At 71.7% G+C, this 14,967-nt stretch carries 14 protein-coding genes; 1 reads left to right on the top strand and 13 read right to left on the bottom strand.

The genetic code is table 11. The annotated features are described in order from the left end of the window. Positions 1-88 precede the first annotated feature (88 nt). From ACWD6R_RS23900 to ACWD6R_RS23875, 6 genes are all read right to left on the bottom strand, one after another. Positions 89-442, bottom strand: a complete 354-nt coding sequence (locus tag ACWD6R_RS23900) for a hypothetical protein (RefSeq protein WP_037697728.1) — start codon at positions 440-442, stop codon at positions 89-91. A gap of 109 nt (positions 443-551) precedes the next feature. Beyond that, entirely contained in the window at positions 552-905 is a 354-nt protein-coding gene (locus ACWD6R_RS23895; protein ID WP_451820554.1) for an MmcQ/YjbR family DNA-binding protein, read from the bottom strand. Continuing rightward, complete coding sequence (locus ACWD6R_RS23890; RefSeq protein ID WP_451820553.1) at positions 902-2,194, bottom strand: hemolysin family protein; 1,293 nt, start codon at positions 2,192-2,194, stop codon at positions 902-904. The genes ACWD6R_RS23895 and ACWD6R_RS23890 overlap by 4 nt, the downstream gene beginning before the upstream one ends. Continuing rightward, complete coding sequence (gene ybeY / locus ACWD6R_RS23885) at positions 2,191-2,688, bottom strand: rRNA maturation RNase YbeY (RefSeq protein ID WP_355999303.1); 498 nt, start codon at positions 2,686-2,688, stop codon at positions 2,191-2,193. The genes ACWD6R_RS23890 and ybeY overlap by 4 nt, the downstream gene beginning before the upstream one ends. A 12-nt stretch (positions 2,689-2,700) precedes the next feature. Beyond that, positions 2,701-3,717, bottom strand: a complete 1,017-nt coding sequence (locus ACWD6R_RS23880; protein WP_451820552.1) for a PhoH family protein — start codon at positions 3,715-3,717, stop codon at positions 2,701-2,703. A gap of 136 nt (positions 3,718-3,853) precedes the next feature. Beyond that, a complete protein-coding gene (locus ACWD6R_RS23875) occupies positions 3,854-4,963 on the bottom strand; it encodes a carbohydrate kinase family protein (protein ID WP_451820551.1) in 1,110 nt (369 codons plus the stop codon). A 349-nt stretch (positions 4,964-5,312) separates the two neighbouring features. On the opposite strand from ACWD6R_RS23875, the gene ACWD6R_RS23870 reads away from it, so the two are divergent. Beyond that, positions 5,313-6,686 carry an MFS transporter gene (locus tag ACWD6R_RS23870; RefSeq protein ID WP_451820550.1) on the top strand — a complete coding sequence of 458 codons (1,374 nt, stop codon included), beginning with the start codon at positions 5,313-5,315 and terminating at the stop codon, positions 6,684-6,686. Here the strand turns inward: ACWD6R_RS23870 and ACWD6R_RS23865 are convergent. The 7 genes from ACWD6R_RS23865 to ACWD6R_RS23835 all read right to left on the bottom strand — a co-directional run bounded on the left by ACWD6R_RS23865 (position 6,650) and on the right by ACWD6R_RS23835 (position 14,938). Then, on the bottom strand, positions 6,650-7,642 hold the full coding sequence (locus ACWD6R_RS23865) for an adenosine deaminase (protein ID WP_451820558.1): 993 nt from the start codon (positions 7,640-7,642) through the stop codon (positions 6,650-6,652). The genes ACWD6R_RS23870 and ACWD6R_RS23865 overlap by 37 nt on opposite strands. Before the next feature lie 30 nt (positions 7,643-7,672). Next, entirely contained in the window at positions 7,673-8,590 is a 918-nt protein-coding gene (locus ACWD6R_RS23860; RefSeq protein WP_451820549.1) for a ribonuclease Z, read from the bottom strand. Between the two features lie 35 nt (positions 8,591-8,625). Continuing rightward, the gene (locus tag ACWD6R_RS23855; protein ID WP_451820548.1) at positions 8,626-8,985 is read right to left on the bottom strand and encodes a histidine triad nucleotide-binding protein; all 360 of its coding nucleotides are present in this window, start codon (positions 8,983-8,985) and stop codon (positions 8,626-8,628) included. 168 nt (positions 8,986-9,153) lie between these two features. After that, a complete protein-coding gene (locus tag ACWD6R_RS23850) occupies positions 9,154-12,405 on the bottom strand; it encodes a S41 family peptidase (protein WP_451820547.1) in 3,252 nt (1,083 codons plus the stop codon). Positions 12,406-12,484: 79 nt separating this feature from the next. Beyond that, positions 12,485-13,027, bottom strand: a complete 543-nt coding sequence (locus ACWD6R_RS23845) for a hypothetical protein (protein ID WP_451820546.1) — start codon at positions 13,025-13,027, stop codon at positions 12,485-12,487. A 94-nt stretch (positions 13,028-13,121) separates the two neighbouring features. Further along, positions 13,122-13,868 carry a 16S rRNA (uracil(1498)-N(3))-methyltransferase gene (locus tag ACWD6R_RS23840; protein WP_451820545.1) on the bottom strand — a complete coding sequence of 249 codons (747 nt, stop codon included), beginning with the start codon at positions 13,866-13,868 and terminating at the stop codon, positions 13,122-13,124. Continuing rightward, the gene (locus ACWD6R_RS23835; RefSeq protein ID WP_451820544.1) at positions 13,865-14,938 is read right to left on the bottom strand and encodes a nitronate monooxygenase; all 1,074 of its coding nucleotides are present in this window, start codon (positions 14,936-14,938) and stop codon (positions 13,865-13,867) included. Before ACWD6R_RS23835 ends, ACWD6R_RS23840 begins: the two co-directional genes overlap by 4 nt. Positions 14,939-14,967: the final 29 nt, after the last annotated feature.

Raw genomic sequence — 14,967 nt, 5'->3', positions numbered from 1 at the left:
GAGACCCCATCCGAGGGCCTTCCGGCGCCTTGGAATCGCACGCACCAGACCGCGTCCGCTTTCCGATCGAAGGTCACCCGACAGGCTCTCAGCCGGCCGTCACGCTGACCCGCACCGCGCCGTCCGGTCCGGCCAGCAGCACCGGGGTCTGCGGCCCGCCCAGGTCCCGTACCGCCGCGCGGTCCGCGTCCGACGGGGTCTCCGCCTCGGAGACGATCGCGGCCGCCTCCAGAGAAGTGGCGCCGCTGGCCACCGCCATCGCGACGGCGGTCTGCAGGGCGCTCAGCTTCAGCGACTCCAGCTGTACGGTGCCCGCGACATACGTCCGTCCGGTCTCGTCCCGTACGGCCGCGCCCTCCGGCACACCGTTGCGGGCGCGGGCGCTGCGCGCCAGCGTGACGATCTTGCGGTCCTCGGGGCCGAGGTCGGTGCTCTCAGTCATGTGCCGAGCATACGAAGCGGACGGCCGGGACCGGCACGCGGGCGACGCAGCCAGCCCCTGCGGCGGTGGAGGCCCGGGTCCGGGGCGGCGCCCCGGGTCCGGGCCCGCTCTACCCCCGGTCCAGCCGCAGCCGCTCCGCCCGCGGCAACCCCGCCACCACCAAGTCGTACGAGTCCTCGATCAGCTCCCGCAGCAGCCGCCCCGGCACCCCCGACACCGTCACCGTGTTCCAGTGCCGTTTGTTCATGTGCCACCCCGGGGCGATCGCCGCGTGCTTCTCCCGCAGCCGCACCGCGTCATCCGGATCGCACTTCAGATTGACCGTGAGCGGCCGTGCGTCCAGCGTGCTGAGCGCGAACATCTTGCCGAGCACCTTGAACACCGAGGTCTCCGGTCCGAACGGAAACTCCTCGACGCTCGCGTTGAACTCCAGGCAGAACGCCCTCAACTCCTGCGGAGTCATTCCGCTGCTGCCTCCTCCGGCACCACCGGCTCCACCAGTACCGTGACGATCTTGTTCCGGCGCCCCGCCGGGGACTCCGCGGTCAGCCGCAGCCGACGCCGGTCGGGCAGATCGACGACCGAGGAAGCCCCGGCGATCGGCACCCGGCCGAGCGCCTTCGCCAGGAGTCCGCCGACCGTCTCCACGTCCTCGTCGTCGAAGGCGTCGACCCCGAACAGCTCGCCCAGGTCGCCGATGTCGAGCCGGGCGGTCACCCGGAAGCAGCCGTTCTCCAGCTCCTGGACGGGCGGGAGCTCACGGTCGTACTCGTCGGTGATCTCACCGACGATCTCCTCCAGGATGTCCTCGATCGTGACGATGCCCGCCGTGCCGCCGTACTCGTCGATGACTACAGCGACGTGGCTGCGGTCCTGCTGCATCTCGCGCAGCAGATCACCGGCGTTCTTGGTGTCCGGCACGAACGCCGCAGGACGCATCGCCGTGGAGACTGGATCGGCCTCCGACTCCCGGTTGATGTGCGTCTTGCGGACCAGGTCCTTGAGGTAGACCATCCCGACGATGTCGTCCTCGTTCTCCCCGGTGACCGGGATCCGGGAGAACCCGGAGCGCAGGGCCAGGGTCAGCGCCTGCCGGATCGTCTTGTACCGCTCGATGCAGACCAGGTCCGTCCGCGGCACCATCACCTCGCGCACCAGCGTGTCGCCGAGCTCGAAGACGGAGTGCACCATGCGCCGCTCCTCGTCCTCGATCAGCGACTCCTGCTCGGCGAGGTCGACCATCGCCCGCAGTTCCGCCTCGCTGGCGAACGGGCCCTTGCGGAACCCCTTGCCGGGGGTGAGCGCGTTGCCGAGGAGGATCAGCAGCTGCGGGATCGGGCCCATGATCCTGGCGAGCGGCAGCAGCACGTACGCCGCCGCCGTCGCCGTGTTCAGCGGGTGCTGCCGCCCGATGGTGCGCGGCGAGACGCCGATGGCGACGTACGACACGAGGACCATCACACCCATCGCGACGGCCAGCGCCTCCCAGGTCTCCGGGAACTCCTTCAGGCAGACGTACGTGACGAGCACGCCGGCCGACATCTCGCAGGCGACCCGCACGAGCAGGGCGACATTGAGATAGCGGGTCGGGTCGGCCGCGACCTGTTCCAGCTTGTCGCTGCCACGCCGCCCGGAGCGCACCGCCTCGGCCGCCCGGAAGCTCGACGTGCGGGCGATGCCCGCCTCGGCGCAGGCCGCCAGCCAGCCGAACACGACCAGCAGAACGGCACCCAGGACGAGGGGGACGCTCACGAGACGGTGGGGGCGGGCGACGGACCGGTCAGGCCGTGCTCGGCGCGCCAGCCGTCCACGATCGCCGCCTGGAGACCGAACATCTCGGCCTTCTCGTCCGGCTCCTCGTGGTCGTACCCCAGCAGATGCAGCACCCCGTGGACGGTGAGGAGCTGGAGCTCCTCGTCCATGGAGTGCTGGGTCTCCGCGTCCTCGCCCTGCTTCTTCGCGACCTCCGGGCAGAGCACGATGTCACCGAGGAGCCCCTGCGGGGGCTCCTCGTCGTCCTTCGCCGGCGGACGCAGTTCGTCCATCGGGAAGGACATGACATCCGTCGGACCCGGCAGGTCCATCCACTGGATGTGGAGCTGCTCCATGGCGTCGGCGTCCACCACGATCACCGAGAGTTCGGAGAGCGGGTGGATCCGCATCCGTGCGAGCGCATAGCGGGCGATGTCGAGGATCGCCTGCTCGTCGACCTCGGTTCCGGACTCGTTGTTGACGTCGATCGACATGGTGCGCTGCGACTACTTCCGTTTGTGGCTGTCTCGGTTGTCGTACTTCTCGTACGCGTCGACGATACGGCCGACCAGCTTGTGCCGGACGACATCCTGGGAGGTGAGCCGGGAGAAGTGCACGTCCGGCACGCCTTCCAGGATGTCCTGGACCTGGCGCAGACCGCTCCTGGTGCCATTCGGCAGGTCGACCTGGGTGATGTCACCGGTGACGACGATCTTCGAGTCGAAGCCGAGCCGGGTCAGGAACATCTTCATCTGCTCGGCGCTGGTGTTCTGCGCCTCGTCGAGAATGATGAACGCGTCATTGAGCGTCCTGCCACGCATATAGGCCAGCGGCGCCACCTCGATCGTGCCCGCCGCCATCAGCCGCGGGATCGAGTCGGGGTCGAGCATGTCGTGCAGCGCGTCGTAGAGCGGGCGCAGATACGGGTCGATCTTGTCGAAAAGTGTGCCGGGCAGGAACCCGAGCCGCTCCCCCGCCTCGACGGCGGGCCTGGTCAGAATGATCCGGCTGACCTGCTTGGACTGCAGGGCCTGGACCGCCTTCGCCATGGCGAGATACGTCTTGCCGGTACCGGCGGGTCCGATGCTGAAGACGATCGTGTGCTTGTCGATGGCGTCGACGTAGCGCTTCTGGTTGAGCGTCTTAGGGCGGATCGTGCGACCGCGATTGGAGAGGATGTTCTGGGTGAGCACCTCTGCGGGCGTCTCGCCCTGCGGCTCCCCCTCCCCGTTGCCGCTCGCCCGGAGCATGGCGATCGAACGTTCCACTGCGTCCTCCGTCATCGGCTGCCCGGTGCGGAGCACGAGCATCATCTCGTCGAACAAGCGCTGAATCAGAGCGACATCGGCTGCGTCACCCGTGGCTCGGATTTCGTTGCCCCGGACATGAATATCGGCCGTCGGGAACGCCGTTTCGATCACGCGCAGCAGCGAGTCGCCCGATCCCAGGAGCATCACCATGGGGTGTGCGGCCGGGATCCTGATCTGGGCACGCGCCTGCGGCTGTGTGGGTGTCTGAGTCATGGGCCAGCCCTCGGGCCTGCACATACCTCCCGTTGCAGGGTTCTCGCCGCTCGACAACCTCTGGAACCAAGCCTACGACTCCGCACGGACAACGCCGAGGGCTTTTTCGCACACGATGCGAACCTCTGTGGCCGCGTCACGCGGGGTGGCGGAAGCCGATCGTCGGTACGGCCCGGCGCAGCGGCCAGGGCCGGGCGGCGGCGGGAAGCAGATGCTCCAGGAACGCGTACCGCTGGAGGGCCGCCGGATCCTGCCCGTCGCAGGTGCGGACCCGCTGCCACCAGGCGGCGATCTCCGCCCAGCCCGGCGCCGACAGGGACCCGCCGAACTCCTGGACGGAGAGCGCCGCGGTCAGTCCGGCGAAGGCCAGCCGGTCGGCCAGCGGCCAGTCCGCCAGGGTGCCGGTGACGAACCCGGCGACGAAGACATCGCCCGCGCCGGTCGGGTCGAGGGCCTCGACCTCGATCGCGGGCACCTCGGCGGTGACGCCGGTCGCCGCGTCCACCGCGTAGGCGCCCTCCGCGCCCAGCGTGACGACGGCGAGCGGCACCCGTTCGGCGAGGGCGCGGGCGGCGGCACGGGGGCAGTCGGTACGGGTGTAGCGCATCGCCTCCTCCGCGTTGGGCAGGAACGCCTGGCAGTGCCGCAGGTCGGGCAGCGCGTCCAGGTCCCAGCGGCCGGTCTCGTCCCAGCCGACGTCGGCGAAGATCCGGGCGCCGTGCCGGGCCGCGACGGCGACCCACGGCTCGCTGCGGCCGGGCGTCAGCGAGGCGACGGCGGCGCGGGCGCGCGGCGGGCAGCACGGGAAGGCCCGGTCCGCGTGCGAGGGGGCGGCGGGTGGCGGGGCCTCGTGTCCGTGCGAGACCATCGTCCGCTCGCCCTCGTACGCCATGGAGACGGTCACCGGCGAGTGCCAGCCGGGGACGGTGTGCGACATCGAGAGGTCGATGCCCTCGCCCTGTTCGAGGGCGTCCCAGCAGTACTCCCCGTAGTGGTCGTCGCCGAACGCGGCGGCGAGCGAGGTGTGCAGTCCGAGCCGGGCCAGTGCGGTGGCCATGTTGGCGACGCCGCCGGGGCTGGAGCCCATGCCGCGCGCCCATGACTCGGTGCCGCGGACCGGGGCGCTGTCCAGGCCGGTGAAGACGATGTCGAGGAAGACCGTGCCGGTGAGGAACACATCGCAGTCCGGGTCCTGCGGGGCACGCAGCCCGTCCAGTGGGTCGATGGCTGGATTGTCTGTGCTCACCTTGCACTCCCCGCTCGTGGCAGATCCGGCCAGTGTGCCCGATTCCCCCTGCATACGGTGGGTCCGCGCCGTCGCGCCGGGCGAGCGTGAGCCGGACCGGTGCCCGACCCGCCCGGGGTCTGCGCACACCAACACTGACCTGCATAAACATGCGCTGCTACCCGCTTCGCAAGGTGGCAAACACTAATGTGACCCAGATCACTCAGGGGTGGCTTTCGGTCGACTGTGCGCACTTGATACAAATTGGCCCGCACGCACCGTCGCCGATCGACACCGACGAGTGCCACGTCCCCCCGCTGTACCCCTCCCCGCCTTCCCTGCCTCCTCCGGCATGTCTTCAGGAACGCCCATGTCCCCGCGCCCTCGCGCCGCGTGGCCCCTGGTCGCCGTGTTCACCGCCGGTTACCTCGCCGCCTATCTGCTCCCCACCATCGTCGGCCGGCTCTCCACCCATCTGGGCCTCAGCGCGGCCCAGGCGGGTCTGGTCGGCAGCGCGCTCCTGCTGAGTTCGGCCACCGCCGGGTTCACACTGGCGGGCCGGGCCGAGCGGTACGGGTCGCGGAGACCGGCGCGGGCCGGACTGGCGCTGGCCGGACTGGCGCTGGCCGTGGTGGGCTACGGGTGCGCCGCGCTGGCCGGTTCCGTGCCCCTCGTGGTCATGGGCGCGGTGATCGGCGGGCTCGGCTCGGGTACGGCGACGGCAGTGGCCGCGGCCGGTATCGCCGCGCAGCGCGACCCGCACCGGACCTCGTCCCTGGGCCTGCTGAGTGTCTCCGCGACCGCGGGCGCCCTCTATCTGACGATCCCTCACCTGGGTGGCGGCCACCGGCTGCCGTTCGCCTCGATCGCCCTGGTCGCCCTGCTCGTCTGGCCCGCCACCGCGCGGCTCGGCGGCTCGGCGCCCACCGGTTCGACGGCACCGGTGGGCGGCCGGCTGCCGCACCGCCGCTCCGGTCTGGTGCTGGCGGGCGGCATGCTCGTCTGGTCGATGGCGCAGAACGCCCTGTGGGGGGTCAGCAGCCGGATCGGTGCGTCCCAGGCCGGGCTCTCCGAGGTCACCATCGGCGCGGTGTTCGCCGCCGCGCTCGGCGCCGGCCTGCTCGGCGTGATGGGCGCCGGAGTGCTGGGCGCCAGACTCGGCCGAGCCGTCCCGATCGGTCTCGGCACCGTGATCATCGCGGGCAGCATCGTGCTCAGCTCGTCGGCCGCCGGGCTCGGCTCGTTCGCCACCGGTGAGATCACGTGGAACACCGTCTACCCGGTGGTCCTGTCGTATCTGATCGGTCTGGCCGCGTCACTGGATGTACGGGGCCGCTGGGCGGTCCTCGCGGGCTCCGCGTCGTCCGTCGGCGTGGCCTGCGGCCCGGTCCTCGGCAGTGTGCTGTCCGAGACGGCCGGCTACCCGGTGATGGGCCTGATCCTGGGCGCCGTGACCCTGCTGGTCGCCGCCCCGGTCACGGCCGTCGCGCTGCACACCGGCGGCCGTCCGCTGGTGCCCGGCTCCGTCCGCCGCCGCGGCGGAGCCCCCGCGGCGCTGCTCGCCGCGACCACCGGCACGCTGTCCGGCGCGGTGCCGAAGATGGGCTCGCCCGAACAGGCCGTCACGGAGATCAGCGTGCCCGCGCTGCGCCGCAGGCGCCTCGGCAGGAACGCGTTCCGGACGGCCGGTCCGTCGGGCGCGGGCGGTCAGTCGAACGCGTACGCCTCGACCTCCGACAGGTAGCGCGACCTGCGCTCCTCGTCGTGGTCGAGGAAGGCCGCCTCGAAGGAGTTGCGGGCCAGGGTGCGCAGCTGCTCACGCTCCAGTCCGAGCGCCTCGTGGACGGCGTGGAAGGTGTCTCCGACGTATCCGCCGAAGTACGCGGGGTCGTCGGAGTTCACCGTGCAGAGCAGCCCGGCGTCCAGCATCGCCCGCAGCGGGTGGTCCTCCAGGGTGTCGACGGCGCGCAGCCGTACGTTGGACAGCGGGCAGAGCGTGAGCGGCACCCGCTCGGCGACGAGCCGCTTCACCAGGTCCGGGTCCTCCATGCAGCGCAGCCCGTGGTCGATGCGCTCGACCCCGAGGACGTCGAGCGCCTCCCGGATGTACTCCGGCGGACCTTCCTCGCCGGCGTGGGCGACCTTCCGCAGCCCGAGCGCCCCGGCCGCCTCGTACACCTCACGGAACTTCGCGGGCGGATGCCCGACCTCCGCCGAGTCCAGGCCGACGGCGCTGATCCGGTGCAGGTACGGCTTCGCGGCGTCGAGGGTCTCCAGGGCCGATTCGGCGGACTGGTCGCGCAGGAAACACATGATCAGCTGGGTGGAGATGCCGTGCTTCTCCTCGCTGCGGTCGAGCGCCCGGCCGAGTCCTTCGACGACGGTGCCGATCGGGACGCCGCGGGCGGTGTGCGCCTGCGGGTCGAAGAAGATCTCCGCGTGGCGGACGCCCTGGGCGGCCGCGCGGGTGAGGTAGGCGTCGGCGAGCTGCTCGAAGTCCTCCTCGGTGCGCAGGACGGCCATCAGCGCGTAATAGAGGTTCAGGAAGGACTGCAGATCGTCGAAGAGATAGGCGGTGCGCAGCTCTTCGGTGTTCGCGTACGGCAGCTCCACGCCACCCCGTTCGGCAAGGGCGAAGGCCAGCCCGGGTTCGAGGGTTCCTTCGATGTGGAGGTGGAGTTCTGCCTTGGGGAGTTGCACGGGTTGCTCGCTCACTCTCGCTGCTGCTGGTTACTGCTGCTGTTGATGTCGGCTCGGGACGGGAACGCTGATCAGGTCCTGGGCGATGGTCAGTTCGCCCTCGAACCCGGCGGCGCGGGCCTGGGTGGCGAAGGCGCCCGGATCTCCGTACCGCTGCGAGAAATGCGTCAGCACGAGATGCCGTACGCCCGCCTCCCGGGCCACCCGGGCCGCCTGTCCGGCGGTGAGATGACCGTGGTCGGTGGCGAGCCGTTCGTCCTCGTCGAGGAAGGTCGACTCGATGACCAGCAGGTCGCACCCCTCGGCAAGCGTGTACACGCCGTCGCAGAGCCTCGTGTCCATGATGAACGCGAAGCGCTGGCCGCGCCTGCGCTCGGAGACCTCGTCGAGGCCGACGCCGTCCAGCGAGCCCTCGCGCTGGATCCGTCCGACGTCCGGCCCGCTGATCCCGTGCTCGGCGAGCCGGTCGGGCAGCATGCGCTGCCGGTCGGGCTCGACGAGGCGGTAGCCGTACGACTCGACGGGGTGGGAGAGCCGGTGGGCGTGCAGGGTGTACGCGGCGGTCTCGGCGAGGACCCCGTCGGTGGCGACCGGGGCCTCGGTCAGCGCGACGGTCTCGCGGTAGGCGGTCGCGTACCGCAGCCGCTCGAAGAAGCGCTGCCCGCTCGCCGGGTAGTGCGCGGTGACGGGGTGCGGGACCTGGTCGAGATTGATGCGCTGGATCACCCCGGCAAGGCCGAGGGAGTGGTCGCCGTGGAAGTGCGTGACGCAGATCCGGTTGATGTCGTGCGCGGCGACACCGGCGCGCAGCATCTGGCGCTGGGTGCCCTCACCGGGGTCGAAGAGGATGCCCTCGCCGTCCCAGCGCAGCAGATAGCCGTTGTGGTTGCGGTGCCGGGTGGGGACCTGGCTGGCGGTGCCGAGGACGACGAGTTCGCGTACGGACATGGGTGCGGCGGCCTGCGATTCGGGTGGTTTCGGCGTTATCCGGGCGGCCACTGCAGTCCGCGGCCGCCCAGGACGTGGGCGTGCGCGTGGAAGACGGTCTGCCCGGCACCGGTGCCGGTGTTGAAGACGACCCGGTAACCGGTGTCGGTGATCTTCTCGTCGGCGGCGATGTTCGCGGCCTCGCGCAGTATGTCGGCGGCGATCTGCGGCTCGGCGGCGGCGAGGGTGGCGGCGTCGCGGTGGTGGACGCGGGGGATGACGAGGATGTGGGTGGGGGCCTGGGGGTTGATGTCGCGGAAGGCGACGGTCGTCTCGGTCTCGCGGACGATGGTTGCCGGGACCTCTCCCGAGACGATCTTGCAGAACAGGCAGTCGGGCTGCGGTTCTCCCGCCATGGCCGGGCTCCTCGGTCGCGTGGTTGATCCGTACACGGGCATGCTATCGGGCGCGGTTGCCCCGTTCCCGAAACCGGGGGCGGAGCTCCGGTCCCGGGAACGGGCGGGCAGGGGAACGAGGGCCTTTCTTCCGGATCGGGCCGGATCCGGAAGAAAGGCCCCGGCCCCCTACCCCGGCAGACCCGGTGCCGACTTCGCCGGGCTCTCCGCGAGCCCCTCCAGCGCGATCCGGATCGCCGCGTCCAGCTGCGGATCCCGCCCCGCCGCATGGTCCTGGGGCGCCATCACGACCTCCACGTCCGGGTCCACCCCGTGGTTCTCCACACCCCAGCCGTACCCCTCGAGCCAGAACGCGTACTTGGGCTGCGTGACCAGCGTGCCGTCGACCAGCCGGTACCGGCTGTCGATGCCGACCACGCCGCCCCACGTCCGCGTACCGACCACCGGCCCGATCCCGAGCGCCTTGATCGCCGCGTTCACGATGTCGCCGTCCGAGCCGGAGAACTCGTTCGCCACGGCCACCACCGGACCGCGCGGCGCGTCCCCGGGGTAGCTGTACGGCTGCCTGCCGCGCGGCAGGTCCCAGCCGACGATGCGGCGGGCCAGCTTCTCCACGACCAGCTGCGACGTGTGACCGCCGCGGTTCTCCCGTACGTCCACCACCAGCCCCTCACGGGCCACTTCGACCCGCAGGTCCCGGTGGAGCTGCGCCCAGCCGGAGCCGACCATGTCGGGGACGTGGAGGTAGCCGAGGCGTCCGCCGGACTGCTCGTGCACGTACGCCCGCCGGTCCGCGACCCACGCGTGGTACCGCAGCGCCTCCTCGTCCGCGGTCGGCACGACGACGACATGACGCAGGTTGCCGCCGTCCGCCGGCGAGACGGTCAGCTCGACCGGCTTGCCCGCCGAGCCGGTGAGCAGGGGCCCGGGCCCGGTCAGGGGGTCGATCTCCTGCCCGTCGACGGCGAGGATCGCGTCCCCGGCGCGGACCGCGACGCCGGGCGCGGCGAGCGGCGAGCGGGCTGCCGGGTCGGACGTCTCGGACGGCAGGATCCGGTCGATACGCCAATGGCCTTCGTCCGTGCGGGAGATGTCGGCGCCGAGCAGCCCCTGTCGGCTCGCGTCGTCGTGCCGGCCGCCCTGCGGCGTCACATACGCGTGCGAGGTGCCGAGCTCCCCCTGCACCTCCCAGAGCAGGTCGACGAGGTCGTCATGGGTGGCGACGCGCGCCAGCACCGGCCGGTAGCGGTCGAGGACGCCGTCCCAGTCGACGCCGCCCATGTCGGGCCGCCAGAAGTTGTCGCGCATGATGCGGCCGGCCTCGTCGTACATCTGGCGCCATTCGGCGGCCGGTTCGACGGTCCGGCGGATCCGGGAGAGGTCGACGGTGACGTTGTTGTCGCTGCCGCAGTCGTGGTCGTCGTCGGAGCCCGCCGGGACACGGCTGTCGGCGGGTACGACGCGCAGCTTGCCCCGGGTGTGCAGGACCAGCCGCTTGCCGTCGCCGCTGACGGCGAACCGGCTGACGTCGGAGGCGAGTTCGTCGCTGTGCAGTTTCTCCAGGTCGTACCGCTCCAGGACGGTCTCCGGTCCCTGGGAGTCCGGCGTCGCCCCTGCCGTACCGAGCACGCCCGTCACCGGGTGTCGCAGCCACAGCAGTCCGTCCTTCGCCGCGCGCAGCGAGGAGTAGCGGGCGGCCTCGACGGGCAGCGGCACGATCCGGTCGGCGAGCCCGTCGAGGTCGATCCTGGTGACGGGCAGCGCGGTGGGGTTGTCCTGGTCGCCGTCGCCGGAGCTCTTCTCCTTCTCGGTCGGGCGGCCGTGGCGCTGTGGCCCGAACGGGGAGGGCGTGGTGGCGGCGAGCGTCAGCAGGTGCGGGCGGCAGGCGCCGACGAAGGCCAGGTCGAAGACGTGCGCGTCGTAGACCGGGTCGAAGGCCCGCTCGGAGAGGAAGGCGAGGTGCTTGCCGTCGACGGTGAACGCGGGGGCGTAGTCCCGGAAGCGGAGCGGCGTGGCCTCGGCGACCGACAGATCGGCGAGGTGCGCGAGTTTGAGCTGGCTCAGCGGCTCGGGCCCGGGGTGGGACCAGGCGAGCCATGCCGAGTCCGGCGAGAAGACGAGTCCGGAGGCGTCGCCGTGTTCGCTGCGGTCGACCTCGTGGACCTCGCCGCTCTCCCGCTCGACGATCAGGATCCGGCCGTCGTGCGAGGCGACGGCGAACCGGCTGCCGTCGGCGGCCGCCGCCAGGTCGAGCACCCTGCCGAGCCGGCCGGCGGCCAGTCGGCGCGGTGCGGTGCCCGGAGCGGTTCCGGTGGCGGGTACGCACTCCAGGGCGTCGTCGCCCTCCGCGTCGGTGACCCAGACGACGTGCTGATCGCCGTCGGCCTGGAAGGTACGGGGCAGTCTGGCCCGCACCCCGGGTTCGACGGCCAGTGCGCGGGCCGGGCCCTCGCGGTGGGTGACCCAGTGGACGGCGCCGCGCGTCCCGACGGCACTGCCGCGGCCGGTACGGTCCGGGGACGCCGAGTCGAGGTGGCTCCCGGCGTGCACGGAGTGCGGCTGGAGGTCGGCGCGCTGGCCGCCGAGGCGGATGTCGAGACGCCGGGGCCCGGCGCCTTCCAGGTCGTCGAGCAGCCAGAGCTCACCGGCCGAGGCGTAGCTGACGCGGGTGCCGTCGGTCGTCGCGTGGCGGGCGTAGAAGCCCTCGGCCTCGGTGTGCCGACGCAGGTCGGAGCCGTCGGGGAGCGAGGAGTAGAGCGCGCCGACGCTTTCGTGGTCGGAGAGGAAGGCGAGACGGTCGCCGACCCACATCGGGCATTCGATGTTGCCGTCGAGGCCCTCGTGGATCCGTACGAAGTCCGCGACGCCGTCCGGCCCCTGGCCCTCCGCGGGTGCTTGCGCGAGCCACAACTTGCCCGCCGTGCCGCCCCGGTAGCGCTTCCAGGTGGCGGCCTCGCGCCCCATGGTGGCGGAGAGCAGCAGGACCCGTCCGCCGGGTCCGTACGCGAGGGAGCCGACCGGACCGTACGGCAGGGTCCGCGCGGGCCCGCCGTCGACCGGGACGGCCCGGGCCCAGCTGCGGCGCAGCGACACCTGCCCCTGGGTGCTGGTGACCAGGACGTCGCCCTCGGGGGTCCAGCCGCGTACGGTGGTCCGCGCGTCGCCCCAGTAGGTCAGCCGCTTCGAAGGGCCTCCGTCGACGGGGGCGAGGTGCACCTCGGGGGCGCCGTCCCGGGTGGATGTCCAGGCGACGTGGGTGCCGTCGGGCGATATGCGCGGCTGGCGGACGGGCCGGTTGTCGGCGCTGACGCGCCAGGCCCGGCCGCCGTCGAGCGGCGCCAGCCAGACATCGTCCTCGGCGGTGAAGGCGATCAATTCGCCCTGGACATGGGGGTACCGGAGATAGGCAGGCTGTGTCACATCGATCACCCTAGGCTGCGGTCGTGCTCCGGGGAACGGGGTTGGCCGGAGTCCGCCCCCGTCCGCGTGTCGGACGCACTCACTTGCCCTGCGGATATCCGGTCACCGTGACGGTCACAGTGACGGTCGGCCGGGCACGGCCGCCGCCACCACCGCTTCCACCACCCGTCGGCGGCGTCACGCCGCCGGTCGAGGGGGCGGCGTGACAGTTGCCGAGCACATCGGCCCGCAGGACGGTCCTGCCGCCGACCTTCCCGGTCAAGTCCCCCCGTACACAAAGCCCGTTGACCTCCTTCGTGACCTTGCCGACGAGTGTGACGTCCTTGCCGCCCGCGGTCCGGCCGCGGCAGTCGACGTGCGCCACCTGCCGCACGGACGCGGAGCGCGAGGACGAGGGCGGCGTCGTACCGCCGCCCTCGACCTCGGCCGTGCAGTTCAGCCACTGCACATCGACCCCTTTGCGCTCCAGCGCCGCGGTGCCGGTCCGGTCGGCGGTCAGGGCGACGGACGCGGAGTTCAGCCCGTCGATCGGCTCACAGGAGACGGCCCCCGCAACCGCCACACCGACGAGGCACAGTACGGCCGGAATGCGATGGGTCCGGCCGCGACCCCATGGACTCAATGCCCTCAATGTCCCCATACGTGGCAGGATCCCACCACTCCCCCGCGGGGCGGTAGACCGCTTGCAGCCACACCGGACGTGTTGTATACGGCGGTTACGCCCAGCGGCCGGTACGCCCCAGCAGCAGTGCCGTCGCCGCGGTGCCCGCCGTCGAGGTGCGCAGGACGCTCCGGCCGAGCCGGCAGGTCCGGGCGCCCGCCTCGGCGAAGGCCGCCAGTTCCTCGGGCGACACACCGCCCTCGGGGCCCACGACCAGGACGATCTCGCCCCCTGCAGGCAGTCCGACGGTGGCCAGCGGCTCGCTGTCGTACCCCCGGTCCTCGTGCAGGACGGCCGCGAAGTCGGCTGTGGCCAGAAGTGCGGCAACCTGTTTGGTCGTCAGTGCGTCCGTCACCTCAGGGAATCGCACCCGGCGCGACTGCTTGCCCGCCTCGCGGGCCGTGTTCCGCCACTTCGCGAGGGCCTTGAGACCGCGGTCGCCCTTCCACTGGGTGATGCAGCGCGAAGCCTGCCACGGCACGATCACGTCGACGCCCGTCTCCGTCATCGTCTCGACGGCGACCTCGCCGCGGTCACCCTTGGGGAGCGCCTGGACCACGGTGATGCGGGGTGTGGGACGGGGCTCCTCGTGGACCGTGCAGAGGTCCGTCACCACCAGCCGGTCCTTGCCCTCGGCGGCCCGCACGACCCCTTCCGTCCACCGGCCGTGCCCGTCCGTCAGGACGACGTCCTCACCGGCCTGCAGCCGCTTGACCGAAACGGCGTGCCGCCCCTCGGGACCGTCCAGGACGAACTCGGGCCCGGCGGGGACCTGTTCGACGACGAAGACCGGTGCGGTCACTGCGTGCTCCTTGTGCTCAGTGCCGCACGTGCGGCGTCCAGTTCTTCGGCGAGCAGCTCGACCAGCCGGCCAGCCGGCAACTCGCGTGCCATGCGGTGACCCTGGCCCGCCCACAGGGCCATTCCCTGCGCATCCCCGGCCCTGGCCGCGGCCTTGCGCAGCCCGCTGGTGACATGGTGCACCTGCGGGTAGGCGGCGGGGGCGTACGGTCCGTGCTCGCACACGAAGCGGTTGACGAGGCCGCGGGCGGGGCGCCCGGAGAACGCCCGGGTCAGGGCCGTCCGCACGAACAGCGGGTTGGTCAGCGCCTGCTTGTGCAGCAGATGGGCGCCGGACTCGGGGCAGACCAGGAATGCCGTGCCGAGCTGCGCCGCCTCCGCGCCCGCCGCGACAACCGCCGCGATCTGGGAGCCGCGCATGATGCCGCCGGACGCGATGAGCGGCAGCTGGACGGTCTCACGGACCTGGGCCACCAGGGAGAGCAGCCCGATGCCGGTGTCGTCGGTCTGCGGGTCGTCGCGGTGGGTGGACCGATGGCCGCCCGCCTCGACGCCCTGGACACAGATCGCGTCGGCGCCCGCCCACTGGGCGACCTGGGCCTCCTCGGGCGAGGTGACCGTCACGACGGTGTACGTACCGACTCCGGCGAGCGCGTCGAGGGCGTCGCGGGTGGGGCAGCCGAACGTGAAGGAGACCACCGGAACGGGGTCTTCCAGGAGAATCGCGAGCTTGGCCTCGTAGCCGTCGTCACCGCTGGAGTCCGGGTCACCGAGCGGGGTCTCGTACCAGGCGGCCTCACCGGCGAGCTGGTGCCGGTACACCTCGACGGCGCTCGGGTCGGCAAGGTTCGGCTGCGGCATGAAGAGGTTGACGCCGAACGGCTGACCGGTCATTCTGCGCAGCTGTTTGATCTCGTTGTACATGCCGTCCGCCGTCTTGTACCCGGCGGCCAGGAAGCCGAGCCCACCGGCTTCGGCAACGGCCGACACGAGCTGCGGACAGGACACACCGCCCGCCATCGGGGCCTGCACGACCGGATACCGGCAGAGATCGGTCAACGCGGATGACATGACCGCATCGTGTCACGTCCTGTGCACCC

Source organism: Streptomyces sp. NPDC005151, from assembly GCF_053599875.1.
The sequence above is the reverse complement of the archived record's forward strand: the minus strand, read 5'-3'. Positions and strand labels throughout refer to the sequence as shown.